Raw genomic sequence first — 17,173 nt, forward strand, 5'->3', positions numbered from 1 at the left:
TCAGGGACGAATGCTAAGGTTTTCTTATGGCTGTCGACGCAATCCAGATCGCAAACCTGCTCGCAATTGCGCGCACGGGGTCGTTTACCCGCGCCGCGGCGGAGAAGGGCATGTCGCAACCGGCGCTGTCGAACAGCATCGCGTTGCTCGAGCGGCGCCTCGGCGTGCCGGTGCTGACGCGCAGCCGCCGCGGTTCGGAACTCACGCCTTATGGGGAGATCCTCGTCCGGCGCGCAGAAGGGCTGCAGGCATTGCTCTCCGATGCCGAGACCGAGGTGCGGCGGCGCGCTGACGGCGTCGCTGGACCGCTGCGGATCGGTGCCACACCGAGCGTCATCCCGACGCTGCTCGCCAATACGCTGATCGACCTCGTCGAGGGCGGCGAACCGGTCGACATCGAGATCATCGACGGCCTCGACCAGACGCTGGTGCCGATGCTGCGGTCGGGCGCGATCGACGTCATCGTCGGCCCGGTCGGCGAGATGTTCATGTCGAGCGAGGACGTCGTTGAGCGCGTCCTGATGGACGATCCGTTCGCGGTCACCGTCGGCCCGCTCAGCCCCTTTGCGCAGCGCACGGCATTGACGCTCGCGGAGCTCGTCGACGCGCCGTGGATCCTGCCGCGTCCGGGAAGCACCTATCGTAGTCACGTCGAGGCGCTGTTCATGACCGCCGGAGTGGCGTGGCCGCGCAATTGCATCCTCGCGAACTCGCTGCAGTTGCTCGAGACCGTGGTGGGATCGAGCGACCGCGTAACGATCGTCTCGCCCGTCCAGACCAAGCCTGCGGACGGGGCGCTGACCGTGATCCCGCTCGCCGACGCGGGGAGCCGGACGATCGGCTACAAGGTGCGTGCCTCCGGCCGCCTGTCGGCGCTCGGCGAGCGGTTCGTGCGCTTGCTGACGGAGACGGCGACCGGTCGCAGCGCGGCGTAGACCGCTCAGAAACGATAGTCGGCGAGCATTCCGAAATAATTGCCGTTGTGGCCGCCGTGGGCCCGGAAGGAGTCGCTTGCGGCGAAATAGGTCTCGAACACCCGGAATTGCATGCGCTTGGAGAACTGCCACGATGCATCGAGGTTGAGATCGGTGCCGATCGCGCGGCTCGAGGCATAAGGCGCGAACGACCCCGATGGCCCGAGATAGATCCCGTCGGCCTTCGTGTTGCGCCACAGGAAATCGGGACCGATCAGCACCGTGACATTGTTGCGCGGCTTGAGCGTCAGGGAGGGGTAGAGGTCCATCAGGTTCGACAGGCCGAAGAATGCGCCTTCGGTGATCAGCGAGGATCGTCCGAAGGCCGCGACGAACGTGCCGGCCTTTCCATCGCTCAAATTGCCGTCGCCGCTGAACAGGTTGGCACGCAGGCCGAGGCGCGGTTTGAGCGGCTGCGCGGCAAGCGTATAGCCGCCTTCGAAGAGGATGGCGTATGCATCGATGCGGCTGTCCTTGAAGGTGCCGCTCTGGTGATTGCCTTCCAGGTCGATGTCCCACGCCGGCCCGCGCCGCCATAGCCGTCCGCCCCAATTGTTGCGCTGGTCGCGCCCCGTGCCTTCGCGGAGCACCGCGCTGTTGCGGTTGACCGCGTACCAATAGCCATCGATGCCGAACCCGGCGATCCGGTTGGGCGCACTGACATAGACGCCCTTGAAGGTCGTCGCATGGTTGGGGTTGTCGTCGAACGTGCCGCCCTGGATCGCGATCGGGCGTACGCCGAACACGTCGACCGAAATCTTTCCCGGCAGGATGTAGGTCGCGCGGACGCCCTGAAACGTGAAGCGGGTGTTCAGCCCTTCGCGCGTGTCGACCAGCTTGCCATTGCCGAGCGGCATTTCGAACCGCCCCGGACGCACGGTGATCTTGCCCGCCGAACCAAGCGGGACCGTAACGTCGACGAACGCCTGGGCGATGTCGAGTTTGTCGCTGTTGGGCGGCGTCACGAACGACGCGCCGAGATCGCGATTGTCGCCGAGTTCGACAAAGGCGCGGACATAGGGTCCGACGTGGAGATCGGCGAGCAACCGCAGTCGCGACTGGACCGGGTCCTCGCCATCCTTGGCGCGGGCGCCGAGCACGGTATGGTTCCAGTTCGTATAATATAGCCGCGCCTCGCCACCGAGCGACAGATACACGTCGTCGCCCGTGATCGGGATGTGGCGAATTTTCTCGATCAGCGGCGCGTTCGGCTTGGGCGGTGCGGACCAATTCTCGGTCCACCGGTAGAATTGCGGCAGTCCTTCGGGGCCGGGGCGCCCGCCCGGCAGCACCTCCGCCGGGAGCGCTTGCGACTTGGCGGGTCTGACGCCGGTCATGGCCTGCGTGCCGAGCGGCCCGCCCGATTCCGTGGACTTGGGCGAATCCGGCGGCACGCTTTGTGCCTGCAGTGCTTGCGTCGCGAAGACGGTCGCGCAGACCTCGGCCGCCAGCGTAACGAACCGGCGTGCCGAAGGCATATGTCTTCTTTCAACCACAGGCGATCCCTCTCCGCGCCCGGCGTAAACCCGGGCTTCTGGTTCCTCATGTGCCTCCGCGTTGATCGTGAGAGCCGTCCGGCGTTGGCCGGAGGAAACCGTATTATCGGTGCGACATCTCCGTCGGATTTGCGAAGCCGAGCCGGTGATGTCATTGGCACAGCCCCATCGTCAAATGATTGAATTGCGATGGGTACCGCGAATTGCTTATAGCTGACGCCGTCTGCCGACCCGGCAGCATTCGGCAGAATGGCGTGCGCATCGCCCCCCGCGGGTACGTTCACGAAGGAGAATCGTCGGCCTTTGGGTAACGGCAAAGGGACGTGCATAATGACCCGCAGGTCTTTGCTACCCGCTGCCGGCCACTCGCCACCTTACCACTCTCGGGGGGTTACAAAGGCGGTGTTCGCCCAGCGCGGGCCACACACAGCGTCGCCATCAACATGCTGTGGTCGGCCGACGGCCTGGTTGTCGATGCGTGGCATGTCGAGGTCACGAGAGATTGTATCGACACCGCGTGCTTTCGGTACGACGCTGTCTCCGCGCCGATTTCGGAGCGGTGGCAGGTCTCGAGATTGCTTGCCCTCGCGGCGCTGCCTGCACCGGCGTGAGTTTACATTCAGAGAATGTGGATCGTCTCGATCCGTGATGACCACGACACGAGGACGTCTATCGTGATCCGAAACGCGCTTTTGCCGCGTCGGTGAACGGCGTGAAGATGCTGACAGCCGACCCTTCCGGATCACGGACCTGAAAAGTGCGGTTTCCCCACGGCAGGAGTTTGGGCGCATGCACCAGCACGGCCTTGCCGTTCAGGCGATCGAAGACGGCATCGACATCCGCGACCATGAATTCCAGAATGGCGGTGCGGTTGGCGCCCGGTTCGGCGCTCCCTTCGGCAAAGGTCGCCACCGTCTCCACGCTGCCGATGCCGAGCGTCGCGGCGGGCGTGACGATCTCGGCGAACTGCGGCGCGAGCCAGTCGGCGGTCTGACCGGTCACTCGTTCGTAGAAGGCGACCATCGCTTCGATATCGGCGGCGATCAGGCGGATAGAGGCGAACTTCATGGCGGCATTCCCGAATGGTCTCTTGTGTACGCCTGCCTCTTACCGCAGCGCTGCTGCCACCGTTGTGTCAGCAGGAGTCAGCAGCAATTGCGTCGCGCCGAACGCCTTTTTCAGATCATCCAGCTTCTGCGTCGATCGACGCGGCCCATAACCGCGGCCGCCGTGGCCGCCGAACTGGAGGTTTCGACGCGCACCGTGTACCGCGATATCGCCGATCTCCTGGCGCAACGGGTGCCGATCACCGGCACGGCGGGCTTCGGCTATCTGCTGGCGGCCGAATATGACATGCCGCCGTTGATGCTGACCCAGGTCGAGCTGGAAGCCATTGTTCTCGGTGCACAATGGGTCGCCGCACGCGGCGATCCGCTGCTTTCGCCTGCCGCAAGCGATGTTCTGGCCAAGGTCGCGACCGCTGTTCCCGAACACCTCCGACCCTTCATCGCGGCACCGACCACGGGCGTTCCACCCCGTATCGATCCGATCGAGGACGCCGTAGATGCGGCAACCTTGCGGGATGCGATCCGCGCACGGTCCAAGCTCCGCCTGCTTTACCGGGCCGATGACGGCGAACGGACCGAGCGGACGGTCTGGCCGATCCTCCTGGGCTATTCGGAAACGCATCGTATCCTGATCGCATGGTGCGAATGGCGGCAAGAGTTTCGGCATTTCCGGACCGACCGGATGATGACCGCCGCCGCGCTGGATCAGGCGATCCCGGAGCCGAAGCGGCATCTGCATCGCCGTTGGGAGGCATGGCGGGCAGCCGAACTACGAGGGCTTCCGCAACGGCACCCAACGCCGCGTTCCGCTGGTTGACGTCGCCAGGTCGGTCGGGCCTGCGGCAATCATCGCGCGTCCCAAGCGGGTGCGAGGGAATCGCGTTCAGTCAGATTAGGGATAAGGTGGGCAAGGATTCCCGGATGGCGTCCCAATACGCAACCTTTCGTAAAAGGCATCGATTGGGCCGAAGACCTAAGGGTCTGATCTGCATCTACCTCCAATCTCACGGTGGCCATCGCCTTCTGCCGACGGGATCGGCTGATCAGCGCGCCGCCAACGTCCGCCGTTGGTGGCACAAGCTGCGAAGCCGTATTGCCCGGCAACTGACATCAACGATCGGAGGAAGCCTCGAGGTGCAAGCGGGGGCGTAAGCGTCCGGATCCGGGTCACTGTCACGTCAAAACCGCCGGCATCCGTCGATTCGGATTCGCGATGATCGACCATTACCATGCGCCCGGGACGTCGCTTTTCCCCTTTATGGTCGCGATCGCGGCCGCGAGCGTGACGCTTCGCGCGCAAGAGCGTTGAAGGTTTTCGTCCGATTTTATACGAGCAACGGATTGGTCACTCCAATCGCCTCGCGCTCGGCACTCGCGCCCAGCAGCACGTATTCAGGCAGATCGTCAGGGTTTTGAATCGCAATGAATTATCGTCATTCCTTCCATGCCGGCAACAGCGCCGATGTCGTGAAGCACAGCCTGCTGATCGCCCTCGTGCGGGCATTGCAGCAGAAGCCGGGGGCGCTGACGCTGATCGACACTCACGCCGGCTGTGGAGTGTACGACCTTGACGGCGGGGACGCCCGACGCACCGGCGAATCCACGCAGGGCGTGCTGCGGGTCTTTGCCGACTCCAATCCCCTGCTGGACGATTACCGCGCCGCCGTACAGGCGGTGAATGTCGCTGCCGAGCCCCGCTTCTACCCCGGGTCGCCGCGGATCCTGGCGCAGCTGCTGCGCCCGCAGGACTTCCTGATCCTGAACGAAAAACATCCCGATGATGCCTATACCCTGCGCGGCGTGATGCGCGACACATCCGCCGCGGTGCATGAGCGCGACGCCTACGAGCTTTGGCTCGCGATGCTGCCGACCCGAACCGCGCGCGGCGTGGTGGTGGTCGACCCGCCGTACGAGCAGCTCGATGACCGTGAACGAATCACGGCCACGCTCGCCGCGGCGCACCGCAAATGGGCGCATGGCGTCACGGTGATCTGGTATCCGCTGAAAGACCGCGCCACGCATTGGGAGTGGAAGGCGCAGTTGCGCAAGCTCGGCATCCCGAAAATGCTGTGGGTGGAGCATTGGTTGTACGATGACGATCAGCCCGGCATCTATAACGGTGCAGGCCTTTATATCGTCAACCCGCCCTACGCCTTCACGCAGGCCCTGCCGCCCCTGCTGGAAGCCCTGCGCGCCGTGCTGGCGCCGGAGGGGCATAGCGGCGAGATTTCGACCGACTGGTTGTAGGTTTGGAATAACCCGCATCGCTCGCGTTCGCAGATTGCCGGAAGGGCCGGCGCGCCGGAAGGGCGTGGGAACGGCTCCGGGAATGTGCGGGTTTGTCGAATTGATCCGGTCGACATCGAAACCGCGGTCGGGGCACAAGCCCGGTTGAAGGTGGGAGAGGGCGCCGCGTCGGCACGATCGTCGTAATCGATCACTGCCATGCTCAGACCTCCGAGAAGCGCGCGCGCAACGGCTCCGGTCGGGGAAGGGGTGGTCGTCATCGAATAGCCCTCGTATCCGCCTGTCGTCTTTTGCTTCCAATGGCCGATAGAAAATATGGAGGCACCGGCCGGGGGCCAGGGTGGTTTGAAATCTTCGAAACGTCGAGGGAGCGCGGGAGGGCCGACGCTAGAGCCTATTAGTTTGTAACAGGCGGGCGGATCGCCTCATTCGGCAACGGCTAGGTAGCAACATCACCATTTTGGAAAAATGGTGCCCGAGGGCGGATTCGAACCACCGACACTGCGATTTTCAGTCGCATGCTCTACCAACTGAGCTACTCGGGCACACCGGCCGACCCCGCTGGAGCCGTCTGGGAAGCGGCCTCTTAGTCGGGTGATTTCGTGCTGTCTAGCCCGTCTTCTTCATCTCCTGGCGGCATCGTCACCGGAATCGCATAGCCTTCGCCCAGCCATTGCAGCAGGTCGCGGTCCCGGCAGCCCTGGCTGCAGAAGGGAGCATGCGCCTGGGACAGCGGTTTTCCGCACAGGGGACAGGGTTTGTTACGGGGCATCAGAGGCTTTCGAAGATCGGGGTGACGCCGGTACGCTTCGCCAGTGCGGCGGTCCAGTCGGGGTTCGCGTTGAGCACGGCGAGCACACGCGGACCGATTCGGTGATTCGCCGGGGCGGGCGGCGGGGTGCGTTCGATTCGCCGCAGCAGCGCCCGCGCGGCAGTCGCGGCGGGATCGGCGCGGAGCAGCTCGGGGAGCGAGGCGCGCGGACGGCGACGGATGATCTGGACGAAGCCGAAGCCGTTCATCGCGGTCCGGTCGAACGGTTGCGGCAACCCTGCGTCGATCGCGGCATCCACTGCGGCGCGCGCGGCCTTGCCGGTGAGCGTCGGGAAATCGACTCCGATCGACCCGCCGATGTCCATCCGCACGATCGCCGCAGCGACCGCCTTGGCCGCCGCCAGCGCAAGCGGTTCGAGCGGGGGATACCCATCGACGTCGAACAACGTCATCGCCGGCGTCGGGCTCATCCTGAGCGCGCCGCCGACCGCGCCATGGAAGACGATGTCGCCGGTCATCGCTTCCTCGAGCACTTCGGACCAGCCTGCGGCTTCGAGCAGGTCGGGTTCGTGCGCATGAAGCGTGCGGACCGGGATGCCGCTTGCGGTGATTCGCGCGAACAGGTCCGGCCCGTCGCCCGTCGGGCCATCGGCGGGGGCGACGCGCGGGAGTTTGGTGCGACCCGCTTCCGGGATCACCTCGCGGACGAGTTCGACCGTCAGCGTCGCGCCTTGCGTGATGCCGGGGGGCAGGGGCGCAAGCACAGCCTCGCCGCCGTCGAAGCGGACGCGGCCCTCGCGCCCCTTGACGGTGATCTCGACCAGTCTGGCGGGGAACACCGCGCCGAGGCGGGGGCTGGGGCGATCCAGTTCGATCCGCGCTTCGACGATCGCACCGTCGACGACCAGCGCGGCGCGGGTTTCGCCGATCCCGGCCTCGTGGAGCCACTCAGCCAAGCGGCACGCCGGCTGCGATCAGCAACGCGCGGGTTTCGAACAATGGCAGCCCGATCACCCCCGAATGCGACCCCGACAGGAACCGCACGAACGCCTCGGCCCGCCCCTGGATGGCATAGCCGCCTGCCTTGCCCAGCCCTTCGCCAAAGGCGACATAGGCATCGATCTCGGCGGGGGAGAGCGGCTTGAACGCGACGATCGTGTCCGACAACCGCGTGCGGAGCTTACCCGCGGCGTCCACCACGCTGACCGCGGTAAGACAGTGGTGGCGGCGGCCCGACAGTGCGGCCAGCATCGTGCGGACCGTGGCCTCGTCTTCGGCCTTGCCGAGGATCCGGCGGCCGAGCGCGATCGTCGTGTCGCCCGCGAGGATCACCTCGCCCGCGCCACGCTCCACCGCGCGCGCCTTGGCCTCCGCGATCCGCGTCACGTAGACGCGGGGCGGTTCGGCCTTGAGCGGGCTTTCATCGATGTCGGGCGCGGCGATGCGGCCAGGCGTCACCCCGAGCCGCGCGAGCAGGTCGCGGCGGCGCGGCGAGGCGGAGGCGAGGACGAGCGTCATGGCGGTGTCTTCCCGGGCGATCCCGCCTGCGGAAGCGGCGCCGTCACTTGAAGCGATAGGTGATCCGACCCTTGGTGAGATCATACGGCGTCAATTCCACCAGCACCTCGTCTCCGACGAGGACGCGGATGCGGTTCTTGCGCATCTTGCCGGCGGTATGGCCGAGAATTTCGTGGTCGTTTTCGAGCTTTACGCGGAACATGGCGTTGGGGAGAAGCTCCACCACCTGTCCACGCATTTCGAGCAGTTCTTCCTTGGCCAAACAAACCTCTAGCGATGTTGCGGAAATATGGAACGCGGCCCTTAGCCGAAGGTGCGCCAAAAGGAAAGCGCGGGCGGAATGGGGGGGCGGGGAAGATGCTTGCCGTCCGTCATCCCCTCGGAGGCGAGCCCCCGCATAAAGGCAATCGAAGGTTTGAGCGTCACCCCGCCCCCCCCAAAGCGACCGTCATGCTGAACTTGTTTCAGCATCCACTGGGCAACAGACATGGTCCGGACTCGCGGAGGACTGGATCCTGAAACGAGTTCAGGATGACGGACGGTTTCAAGAACTCCCGTATCCGCGGGAACGACGGTTGCTAGGCAAGCCGTCAGTCGTGGGCGTCGACCGGCGTTTCCATCAGCTCCACCAGCACCCCGCCCATGTCGCGTGGATGCACGAACACGATCGGCGTTCCGTGTGCGCCGATTCGCGGTTCGCCGAGAAGGGTCGCACCCTTCGCCTTCAGGTCGGCGACCGCGGCATGGATATCGGGCACCTCGAAACAGACGTGATGCTGCCCACCCGCCGGATTCTTGCGGAGGAACCCCGCGATCGGCGAGCCGTCGTCATACGGCTCGATTAATTCGATCTGCGTGTTGGGGGTATTGATGAAGCAGACCTTCACCCCCTGCGCCGGAAGGTCGAACGGCTCGCCGATCTGCGTCGCGCCCATCAGGTCGCGGTAGACCGCAATCGACTTCTCGATCGACGGAGTCGCGATGCCAACATGGTTGAGGCGGCCGAACTGCATCGTCTATTCCTCGTCTGCGGGCGTCGGCTTGGCGGCGGGCGCTGCCACGGGAACCGCCGAACGTGCCGGGACGACCCCGAGTTCGTAGCCGCAGGCAGCCAGCACGCGCTTGACCGGCGCATCGGTCGCCGGTCCCGTAAAAGTCGCGTCGATCGGGGTGTTGTCGGGATTGATCACGCGGACCTTGATCGCCTTGCCATGCGCAAGCTGCGCGGCGAGCGTGGTGACGATCGCATCCTGGCTGGTGAACGCGCCACTTCCGGGGAACTGCCAGTTGGACCCGAGCCAGCCGTTATCGTCGATGTTCATCGATACGGGCCGCGGGAGCGCGGCGGGGAAGCCACCGCGCGGAATGAACTGGATCGAGACGATCTTCTCGCTCGCAGCATCGCACCGCACCACCAGCCGTGCCGCGCCGTCCTGCGACCAAACCGACGCCGACGTCGCCGTGCTCGCGCCGTTGACCCTAGTCGTCACCCCCCACGGGGCCGGAACCGGTGCGGGTGTCGGCGTTGCGGCCTGAAGGAGCAGGGCGACGAGCAGCATCGCTTATTTCACGCCCGCGCCGACGACGCTCTCGGGCAGATCCTTGCCGAACACGCGCTGATAATATTCCGCGACCAGCGACCGTTCGGTCTCGTCGCACTTGTTGAGGAAGGAGAGCCGGAACGCGAAGCCGACGTCGCCGAAGATCAGCGTGTTCTGCGCCCAGGTGATGACGGTGCGCGGGCTCATCACGGTCGAGATGTCGCCGTTCATAAAGCCACGACGCGTCAGATCCGCGACGCGGACCATGTTCTCGACCTCGGCCTTGCCGGTGGGCTTGTCATATTCGCCCGATTTGGCGAGCACGATCCGCGCCTCGACCGCGGCGGGCAGATAGTTGAGCGTGACGACGATGTTCCAGCGGTCCATCTGACCCTGGTTGATCTGCTGCGTGCCATGATAGAGACCCGACGTGTCGCCGAGGCCGACCGTGTTCGCGGTCGCGAACAGGCGGAAATACGGGTTCGGGCGGATCACGCGGTTCTGGTCGAGCAGGGTCAGCTTGCCCTCGGTCTCGAGCACGCGCTGGATCACGAACATCACGTCGGGGCGGCCCGCATCATATTCGTCGAACACGAGCGCGGTCGGGGTCTGCAGCGCCCAGGGGAGCAGGCCTTCGCGGAATTCGGTGACCTGCTGGCCGTCGCGCAGCACGATCGCGTCGCGCCCGACCAGGTCGATGCGGCTGATGTGCGCGTCGAGGTTGATGCGGATGCACGGCCATTTGAGGCGCGCCGCGACCTGTTCGATGTGAGTCGACTTGCCGGTGCCGTGATAGCCCTGGACCATCACGCGGCGGTTGTGCGCGAAGCCCGCGCAGATCGCGAGCGTGGTCGGCGCGTCGAACACATAGGCCGGGTCGAGATCAGGAACGCGCTCGTCCGCCTCGCTGAACGCGGGAACTTCCATGTCCGAATCGATCCCGAACAGGTCGCGGACTTTCACCATGCGATCGGGCGCGTCGAGGATCGTCGTCTCGCGGCTGTCGGGCTGGGTGTTGGGGATATCGGTCATGAGCTCAATCCAAAAGCCGCCCTGCAGGATCAGGGAGGTCGCGCATCGCCAAACGCATCGCCCGCGGCAAAGTCCCGCGTGCGGCGCTTCGATCTCTCCAATGCCCATTCAGGCGGGGGCGGTAAAGTTCCTAATCGTGCCGGGCGGAGGGATGATGTCCGGCTGCTTGCGCCCAGGTGGGGCGAAGCGCCGCCTTCCGGAGGTTCGGGAAGCGCGTGGGAAACGTTCGACTCGGGGAGAGGCGATCGGCAATCCGCATGGCAGCGTCATCTGCTACGAATTGCCGACCCCGGATCCCGATCCGCGCAGGCGCGGTGGGGAAGGCACAAGGCCGGGGGCATGGCGGCGCACGCCTGCACTGGGTGGCCTGGGGTCAAGCGAAGGCGGGTGCGCCCTTCAGTTGCGTGTAGGCTCCGATCACCTCCTGCAGCTTCGACTCGAAGCTCCGATCCCCGCCATTCCGATCCGGGTGATAGCGCCGCACCAACTCGGCATAGCGTTCGCGAAGCGCGCGCCGGTCGACGTCGGTCGCGAGCCCCAGCACCTTGAGCGAGCGCCGGTCCGCCTCCGACAACGGACGTCCGTCCTTGCGCTGCGCCTCCGACGCGCGGCGGAACCGCGCGCCGATCGCGTCGAGCGGATCATGGAAGTCGGACCATTTCGGCGGCACGTCCGCGCCCGAATGCGCGAACGCGCGGGTCTCGCGTTCCCATCCGGAAAAGGGGCGTTGCTGTTGCTGGATCTCGTCCGGGCTCATGCCGGAGAAAAAGTTGTAGCGCGCGTTGAACGCGCGGACATGCTCCAGGCAGAACCAGCGATATGGCCGCGGCCCTTCGAACCCGTTGGCCGGCCCCTCCTCGGGTGGCGCACGAAATTCGCCCGGTTCGGTGCAACCGGGGTGCGAGCACAGGCGTCCGGTCCCCTCCACGCGGCCGTGGAAGCGGGCATTGGGTCGGTCTTTCTTTTCGGATTCGCGCGCCACGCAGGCTCCCTGAGGATGCAAAAGCGCCCTATATAGGCGCGATGAACGAACCTTCCAGCAGTGCCGCCGAACGCATTCCTCTCGTCGTCGAGATCGAAAATCGTTTGAATACCGCCCTTTCCCCCACGCGTCTCGACATCAGCAACGATAGTGCGCAGCATGCCGGGCACATGGGGGACGACGGTACGGGCGAATCGCATTTCTCGGTGACGATCGAAGCGCCCGCTTTCACCGGCCTCTCCCGGGTGCAGCGGCAGCGGCTGGTCAACCAGGCGCTGGCGGATCTGCTGCGGGATCGCATCCACGCCCTTGCGATCCGCGCAACGGCACCGGGAGAATGACCGTGCGGTACGGGCTGTGGTATTGGCCAAGTATCCAGGGAGGCGGAGAATTCATCCGGTTGCCGATGGAAGCCGCCGGGATCGACTATGTCGATTGCGCGCGCGAACAGGGAGTCGACGCGCTCGTCGCCAATCTCGAAAAGAATGCCGCGAAGCGCGGGTCGTTCGCGCCGCCGTATCTCGAGCTTGACGGGATGGTGATCGGCCAGGTCGCCAACATCCTGCTGTACCTGGGGGAGCGGCATCATCTCGCGCCGTCGAACATGGCGGACCGGCTGTGGCTCAACCAGTTGCAGCTGACGATGTCCGACATGGTCGCCGAGATCCACAACGTCCACCATCCGGTCGACATGATGGCCTATTACGAAGACCAGAAGACCGCCGCCCTGGGCGCAGCCGATGCTTTCCGCGACGAGCGGATCCCGAAATTCTTCCGGCACTTCGAACAGGCCGCTGCGTCGCACAAGGGGGACTGGCTGGTCGACCATCGCTGGACCTATGCCGACACGTCGCTGTTCCAGCTGGTCGAGGGGCTGCGCTACATGTTCCCCAAGCGGATGGCGACGATCGAGGGCGATTATCCGCGCGTGACTGCGATCCACGATCAGGTCGCCGAATTGCCGGGGATCCGCGCTTATCTCAAAAGCGAGCGCCGCCTGCCGTTCTCGACCGAGGGCATCTTCCGCCATTATCCCGAGCTGGACGGCGAATGAGCGGCGAGGGCATTGCGCGCGCGCTGCGCCCGGCGGCGCGTATCCTGTTGCGCGACGCGGCCGACCGCGTGCTGCTGTTCCGCTTCGACCCCGACGACCGCCCGCCCTTCTGGTGCACCCCCGGCGGCGCGCTCGACCCAGGCGAGGATTATGCGACCGCGGCGCGGCGCGAGCTGATCGAGGAAACCGGAATAAACGCCGATCCCGGGCCCGAAGTGCTGCAACGCGACGTCGAGTTCATCACGATCGAGGGCGTACCGGTGAGCGCGGACGAACGCTATTTCCATGTGCGGACCGACGCGGATGCGATCGACACGGCCGGCCACACCGCGCTCGAACAGCGCGTGATGACGCGCTGGCGCTGGTTCACGCCCGCCGAGTTGGTCGCGCTCGACGAACCCTATTTTCCGAGTGATCTCAGCGAGATTCTCGCGGCTCTGGAGCCTGACCTGTGACCAATGACGATCTGATCCTCCAGACGATCACCCCGGTGACGCACGACCTCGGTGGCTTCAAGGTGCATCGCACGCTGCCGTCGCGGCCACGCACGATGGTTGGGCCGTTCATCTTCTTCGACCAGATGGGCCCCGCGGTGCTGAGCGTGGGCGAGGGAATCGACGTCCGCCCGCATCCGCATATCAACCTCGCTACAGTGACGTACCTGTTCGCGGGCGCGATCGACCATCGCGATTCGATCGGCAGCCTCGCGACGATCGAGCCCGGCGCGGTCAATCTGATGACCGCCGGGCACGGGATCGTCCACAGCGAGCGTTCGCCCACGGCCGAGCGCGCGCATGGGCCGGAGCTTTCCGGGATCCAGACATGGATCGCGCTTCCCGAAAAGGACGAGGAGATGGACCCGGCGTTCGAGCATGTCGCGCGCGATCGGTTGCCGACCGTGGAGACGCCGGGGGCACAGGCGCGGGTGGTGATGGGGAGCCTGTGGGGCGTGACCGCCCCGACCACGACCTATGCCAGCACGATCTATGCGGACATCCTGCTCGCGCCGGGCGGATCGGTCCCGATCGATGCGGCCGCCGACGAACGCGCGCTCTACGTCGCGATGGGGGAGGCGACCCTCGACGGGATGAAGCTCGAGCCGATGATGCTTTACGTGCTGCGCCCCGGCATCGCGGCGACGCTGCGTTCGGCCGATGGCGGGCGCGTGACGCTGTGCGGCGGCGAGGCGTTCACGACCCCGCGGCACGTCTGGTGGAATTTCGTCTCGTCGCGCCGCGACCGGATCGACGAAGCCAAGCGCGCCTGGACCGCGGGCGAATTCGCGCGGGTGCCGGGGGACGAGAAGGAGTGGATCCCGATCCCGGCGGTGCCGAAGACGGTGAGCTATCCGTAATTCAATATAGCCCCTCCCCTTCAGGGGAGGGGTTGGGGTGGGGCAGTGCCTCGCAGAGAGCTTAGTTCTGCTGGACAGCCCCACCCCCAACCCCTCCCCTGAAGGGGAGGGGCTTTAAAAGAAAACAAGAGGGAGAGAGACATGGCTGAGGACCTGCATCGGATCGACCTGCCCACCGGGGTGACGCTCGACGTCGCCACCGCGGGCGACCCGGCCAACCCGCCGATCATCCTGCTCCACGGATTTCCCGAATCGCACCGCACTTGGCGCGAGGTGATGCCGGACCTGGCGCGCGACCATTTCGTGATCGCACCCGACCAGCGCGGGTTCGCGCGCTCGTCCAAGCCCTCGGAAATCAGCGATTATACCCCCGACAAGATCGTCGCCGACCTGCTCGCGCTTGCCGACCATTTCGGGATCGCCCAGTTCACGCTGGTCGGGCACGACTGGGGCGGCGCGATCGCGTGGATGGCGGCGTTGCAGAATCCCGGCCGGATCACGCGCCTCGTCATCATCAACGCACCGCACCCCTTCGTCTTCCAGAAGACGCAGTTCGACGACATGGCGCAGCGCGAGGCGAGCCAGTACATCCGCGCCTTCCGAAATCCCGATCTCGAAAAGCATATCGACAGCATCGGCCTGTCGGCGTTCTTCGACGGCAGCTTCCTGAAGCACACCGATTTCGACAGGATCGCGGACGAGAAACCGATCTATCTGGACCAGTGGAGCCAGCCCGGTGCGCTGACCGCGATGCTCAACTGGTATCGTGCGAGCGCGATCATCGTCCCCGCGATGGACGAGACGCCCGAGCGTCCGGCGTTCCTCGACGCGCCATTCCCGCCGGTGCGACAGCCGACGCTGGTGATCTGGGGGATGAAGGACGCCGCGTTGTTGCCGAGCCAGCTCGAGGGGTTGGACGCGCTGGTGCCGGACCTGACGGTGCGGCACGTCGATGCGGGGCATTTCGTGCCGTGGGAGAATGCGCCTGCGGTGGTCGCGGCGATCCGGGGGTGGCTGGGGGATTCGTAAGACGGGCGGTTTTTCCGAACGCTTCCAAACAAAGCCGCTTCCCCGGCGAAGGCCGGGGCCCAGTAGCGAAGGTTTTCGTTACCGCGCGCAGCGATCCCCAAATATCGTTCCGCTGCTGGGCCCCGGCCTTCGCCGGGGAAGAAGAAGGGGGAAGAAGTATACAGGAAGGGGGAAGGGGAGCAGAAATTCAAACCGCCACCTTCGCAGCCTCCGGCAGCGCCACCAGCGGCGCGTCCCCGCTCCCCCCGGCGGTATCCACCCAGGTGCCATGCGCATGCGCGGTTGCGACCGTCTCCCACGCACCGTCCCCCGGCCAGCTTCGCGCGCGGATATTCTGGTGCCCGACCGAACGGTCCGGCTCCATCGCCACCCAGCCGAGCGGGCGTTCCGTCGTCGCGCGGGCGCCCGCCGCCTGCATCGCCGTCCGGATTCGCGCCGCGACCGGCTCGGGCAGATATTGCCATACGACCGAATGCATCAGCACCCGCGTCACCCCCGCCGCCTGCGGTTCGGCGAGCCGTGCCTCGACCCAGTCGGCGGCATCCGCCTGGACCAGATCGACGCAGCGCGCGCCGAGCATCGCGATCGCGGTCCGCACGCGCGCGAGCCGTTCGGGCGTGTCGGGCCAGACATAGGCCGAGAGCCGCGCGGCGACCGCCGGATCGGTCGCGTCGATCGGGTTGATGTCGCAGCCGCGCACCGAAACGATATCGAGCGACGCGGACGGGGCAGGGGGGCCTTTCCACTCGGGGCGGATCGTCACGGGCGAGTCCGCCGGGCCATAGCAGGTCCCGCCGAGATCGAAGCGATAGCGGTCGATCAGCAGGTTGAGCCCTGCGCTCGACCCGATCTCGAGCAGTTCGATCCGCGGCCCGTGGCGCTGCGCGAGCGCGATCAGCCCGAGGATCAGCGCGCCGGATCGCCCCGGCTCGTTGGTCTGCGGCGGTCCGTCGAGCCATGGCAGCAACGCCGCAGCATGGTCGGCAAACACGCGTTCGAGCGTCGCGCCGATCTCCGCCGGGTCTGTCATGCGCCCCGCATACACCTCCGCCAGCCCGGCATCCTGCCCCGCCTGCACCAGCGCATGCAGCCCGCCGAACAGCCGCAACGGCAGCGCGTCGCGCGTCGGTTCGCCCGGCCAGTCGAGCACGCGCGCGCCAAGCACGCTGTCCCGCGTCACGCCCGCCGCCACCGCCGCGCACATCCGCGCATAGATCGGCGCGGCGTTGCGCTCGCAATAGTGCTGCTGGATCAGGAAGGCGCCGCGGTTGGTCTGTTCGTCGGCCATTGAACCAATCCTTTTTGCGCGGCGTTTGGTGCTCTCTCGGGCGTTGTTGCGCCCACCCCCCCGCCCAAGTAAAGCCCCGACCCATATGGCCGATCCGATCATCATCGCCGTCCCCAAGGGGCGAATCCTGTCCGAAGCGGTTCCCTTGCTGGAACGCGCTGGAATCGTTCCCGAAGCCGCGTTCAGCGACCCGGATTCGCGCGCGTTGCGCTTCACCACGAACAATCCCAGGATCGACCTGATCCGCGTCCGCGCGTTCGACGTCGCGACCTTCGTCGCGCATGGCGCGGCGCAATTGGGGATCGTCGGGTCGGACGTGCTGGCGGAGTTCGACTATTCGGAGCTGTATGCGCCGGTCGATCTCGGGATCGGGCATTGCCGCCTGTCGGTCGCCGAACCCGCCGATCTGGCGGCGCATGACGACCCGCGCGGGTGGAGCCACGTCCGAATCGCGACCAAATATCCGCACGTCACCGAAGCGCATTTTGCCGCGCGTGGCGTGTCGGCGGAGTGCGTCAAGCTGAACGGGGCGATGGAATTGGCACCGTTGCTGGGGCTGGCACCGCGGATCGTCGATCTGGTGTCGTCGGGGCGGACGCTCAAGGAGAACGGGTTGGTCGAGGTCGAAGTGATCTGCGAGGTGACCAGCCGGCTGATCGTCAATAGGGCGGCGTTCAAGACGCGGGGCGAAATCGTGCCGCTGGTCGAGGCGTTTCGGCGGGCGGTTGCGCAGGAGATGGTGGCGTGAGTGTAGTTTCAATTCTTAAGCCCCTCCCCTTCAGGGGAGGGGTTGGGGTGGGGCCGTGTCTCGCAGAGATG

General features: G+C 65.9%; 20 protein-coding genes and 1 tRNA gene. 9 read left to right on the forward strand and 12 right to left on the reverse strand.

Annotation, left to right across the window (positions count from 1 at the left end; all coding sequences use genetic code 11):
- Positions 1-26: 26 nt before the first annotated feature.
- Positions 27-935, forward strand: a complete 909-nt coding sequence (locus tag RH91_RS09485; protein WP_010162471.1) for a LysR family transcriptional regulator — start codon at positions 27-29, stop codon at positions 933-935.
- Between the two features lie 5 nt (positions 936-940).
- On the opposite strand, the gene RH91_RS09490 is transcribed toward RH91_RS09485, so the two are convergent.
- The gene (locus RH91_RS09490; RefSeq protein WP_010162472.1) at positions 941-2,452 is read right to left on the reverse strand and encodes an alginate export family protein; all 1,512 of its coding nucleotides are present in this window, start codon (positions 2,450-2,452) and stop codon (positions 941-943) included.
- A gap of 687 nt (positions 2,453-3,139) precedes the next feature.
- Positions 3,140-3,538 (reverse strand): VOC family protein, encoded by a 399-nt coding sequence (locus RH91_RS23590; RefSeq protein ID WP_010162473.1) that lies wholly within the window; start codon positions 3,536-3,538, stop codon positions 3,140-3,142.
- Positions 3,539-3,562: 24 nt separating this feature from the next.
- On the opposite strand from RH91_RS23590, the gene RH91_RS09500 reads away from it, so the two are divergent.
- Together RH91_RS09500 and RH91_RS09505 are read left to right on the forward strand one after the other, a co-directional pair.
- A complete protein-coding gene (locus RH91_RS09500; protein ID WP_442852544.1) occupies positions 3,563-4,354 on the forward strand; it encodes a helix-turn-helix transcriptional regulator in 792 nt (263 codons plus the stop codon).
- Between the two features lie 605 nt (positions 4,355-4,959).
- The gene (locus tag RH91_RS09505; RefSeq protein WP_010162475.1) at positions 4,960-5,784 is read left to right on the forward strand and encodes a 23S rRNA (adenine(2030)-N(6))-methyltransferase RlmJ; all 825 of its coding nucleotides are present in this window, start codon (positions 4,960-4,962) and stop codon (positions 5,782-5,784) included.
- 469 nt (positions 5,785-6,253) lie between these two features.
- Here RH91_RS09505 and RH91_RS09510 read toward each other — a convergent pair.
- From RH91_RS09510 to RH91_RS09550, 9 genes are all read right to left on the reverse strand, one after another.
- Positions 6,254-6,329: transfer RNA gene (locus RH91_RS09510), tRNA-Phe, on the reverse strand.
- A 41-nt stretch (positions 6,330-6,370) separates the two neighbouring features.
- Complete coding sequence (locus RH91_RS21600) at positions 6,371-6,556, reverse strand: DNA gyrase inhibitor YacG (RefSeq protein ID WP_010162476.1); 186 nt, start codon at positions 6,554-6,556, stop codon at positions 6,371-6,373.
- Positions 6,556-7,512 carry a hypothetical protein gene (locus RH91_RS09515; protein ID WP_010162477.1) on the reverse strand — a complete coding sequence of 319 codons (957 nt, stop codon included), beginning with the start codon at positions 7,510-7,512 and terminating at the stop codon, positions 6,556-6,558. The genes RH91_RS21600 and RH91_RS09515 overlap by 1 nt, the downstream gene beginning before the upstream one ends.
- The gene (locus tag RH91_RS09520) at positions 7,505-8,074 is read right to left on the reverse strand and encodes a Maf family protein (RefSeq protein WP_010162478.1); all 570 of its coding nucleotides are present in this window, start codon (positions 8,072-8,074) and stop codon (positions 7,505-7,507) included. The genes RH91_RS09515 and RH91_RS09520 overlap by 8 nt, the downstream gene beginning before the upstream one ends.
- 43 nt (positions 8,075-8,117) lie before the next feature.
- Entirely contained in the window at positions 8,118-8,336 is a 219-nt protein-coding gene (gene infA, locus RH91_RS09525) for a translation initiation factor IF-1 (RefSeq protein ID WP_010162480.1), read from the reverse strand.
- Positions 8,337-8,664: 328 nt separating this feature from the next.
- Entirely contained in the window at positions 8,665-9,087 is a 423-nt protein-coding gene (mce, locus tag RH91_RS09535) for a methylmalonyl-CoA epimerase (RefSeq protein WP_010162482.1), read from the reverse strand.
- A gap of 3 nt (positions 9,088-9,090) precedes the next feature.
- On the reverse strand, positions 9,091-9,564 hold the full coding sequence (locus RH91_RS09540; protein ID WP_232283462.1) for a hypothetical protein: 474 nt from the start codon (positions 9,562-9,564) through the stop codon (positions 9,091-9,093).
- A gap of 72 nt (positions 9,565-9,636) precedes the next feature.
- Positions 9,637-10,647, reverse strand: coding sequence for a cobaltochelatase subunit CobS (cobS, locus tag RH91_RS09545; protein WP_010162485.1), 1,011 nt, complete (start codon positions 10,645-10,647; stop codon positions 9,637-9,639).
- Positions 10,648-11,020: 373 nt separating this feature from the next.
- Entirely contained in the window at positions 11,021-11,629 is a 609-nt protein-coding gene (locus RH91_RS09550) for a J domain-containing protein (protein WP_010162486.1), read from the reverse strand.
- 41 nt (positions 11,630-11,670) lie between these two features.
- Between RH91_RS09550 and RH91_RS09555 the strand changes: the two genes are divergently transcribed.
- From RH91_RS09555 to RH91_RS09575, 5 genes are all read left to right on the forward strand, one after another.
- Positions 11,671-11,970, forward strand: a complete 300-nt coding sequence (locus RH91_RS09555) for a BolA family protein (RefSeq protein WP_010162487.1) — start codon at positions 11,671-11,673, stop codon at positions 11,968-11,970.
- Positions 11,967-12,683, forward strand: a complete 717-nt coding sequence (locus tag RH91_RS09560; RefSeq protein WP_198283247.1) for a glutathione S-transferase — start codon at positions 11,967-11,969, stop codon at positions 12,681-12,683. Before RH91_RS09555 ends, RH91_RS09560 begins: the two co-directional genes overlap by 4 nt.
- The gene (locus RH91_RS09565) at positions 12,680-13,138 is read left to right on the forward strand and encodes an NUDIX hydrolase (protein WP_010162489.1); all 459 of its coding nucleotides are present in this window, start codon (positions 12,680-12,682) and stop codon (positions 13,136-13,138) included. Before RH91_RS09560 ends, RH91_RS09565 begins: the two co-directional genes overlap by 4 nt.
- Complete coding sequence (locus RH91_RS09570; RefSeq protein ID WP_010162490.1) at positions 13,135-14,037, forward strand: pirin family protein; 903 nt, start codon at positions 13,135-13,137, stop codon at positions 14,035-14,037. The genes RH91_RS09565 and RH91_RS09570 overlap by 4 nt, the downstream gene beginning before the upstream one ends.
- A gap of 141 nt (positions 14,038-14,178) precedes the next feature.
- Entirely contained in the window at positions 14,179-15,066 is an 888-nt protein-coding gene (locus RH91_RS09575) for an alpha/beta fold hydrolase (RefSeq protein ID WP_010162491.1), read from the forward strand.
- 187 nt (positions 15,067-15,253) lie between these two features.
- Here RH91_RS09575 and RH91_RS09580 read toward each other — a convergent pair whose 3' ends face one another.
- Positions 15,254-16,354, reverse strand: a complete 1,101-nt coding sequence (locus tag RH91_RS09580) for a DUF2332 domain-containing protein (RefSeq protein ID WP_010162492.1) — start codon at positions 16,352-16,354, stop codon at positions 15,254-15,256.
- An 85-nt stretch (positions 16,355-16,439) separates the two neighbouring features.
- On the opposite strand from RH91_RS09580, the gene hisG reads away from it, so the two are divergent.
- Positions 16,440-17,102 (forward strand): ATP phosphoribosyltransferase, encoded by a 663-nt coding sequence (hisG, locus tag RH91_RS09585; RefSeq protein WP_010162493.1) that lies wholly within the window; start codon positions 16,440-16,442, stop codon positions 17,100-17,102.
- The last annotated feature ends 71 nt before the right edge of the window (positions 17,103-17,173 follow it).

The sequence above is a fragment of the Sphingomonas sp. PAMC 26617 genome, assembly GCF_000242835.1.
Classification (GTDB): domain Bacteria; phylum Pseudomonadota; class Alphaproteobacteria; order Sphingomonadales; family Sphingomonadaceae; genus Sphingomonas.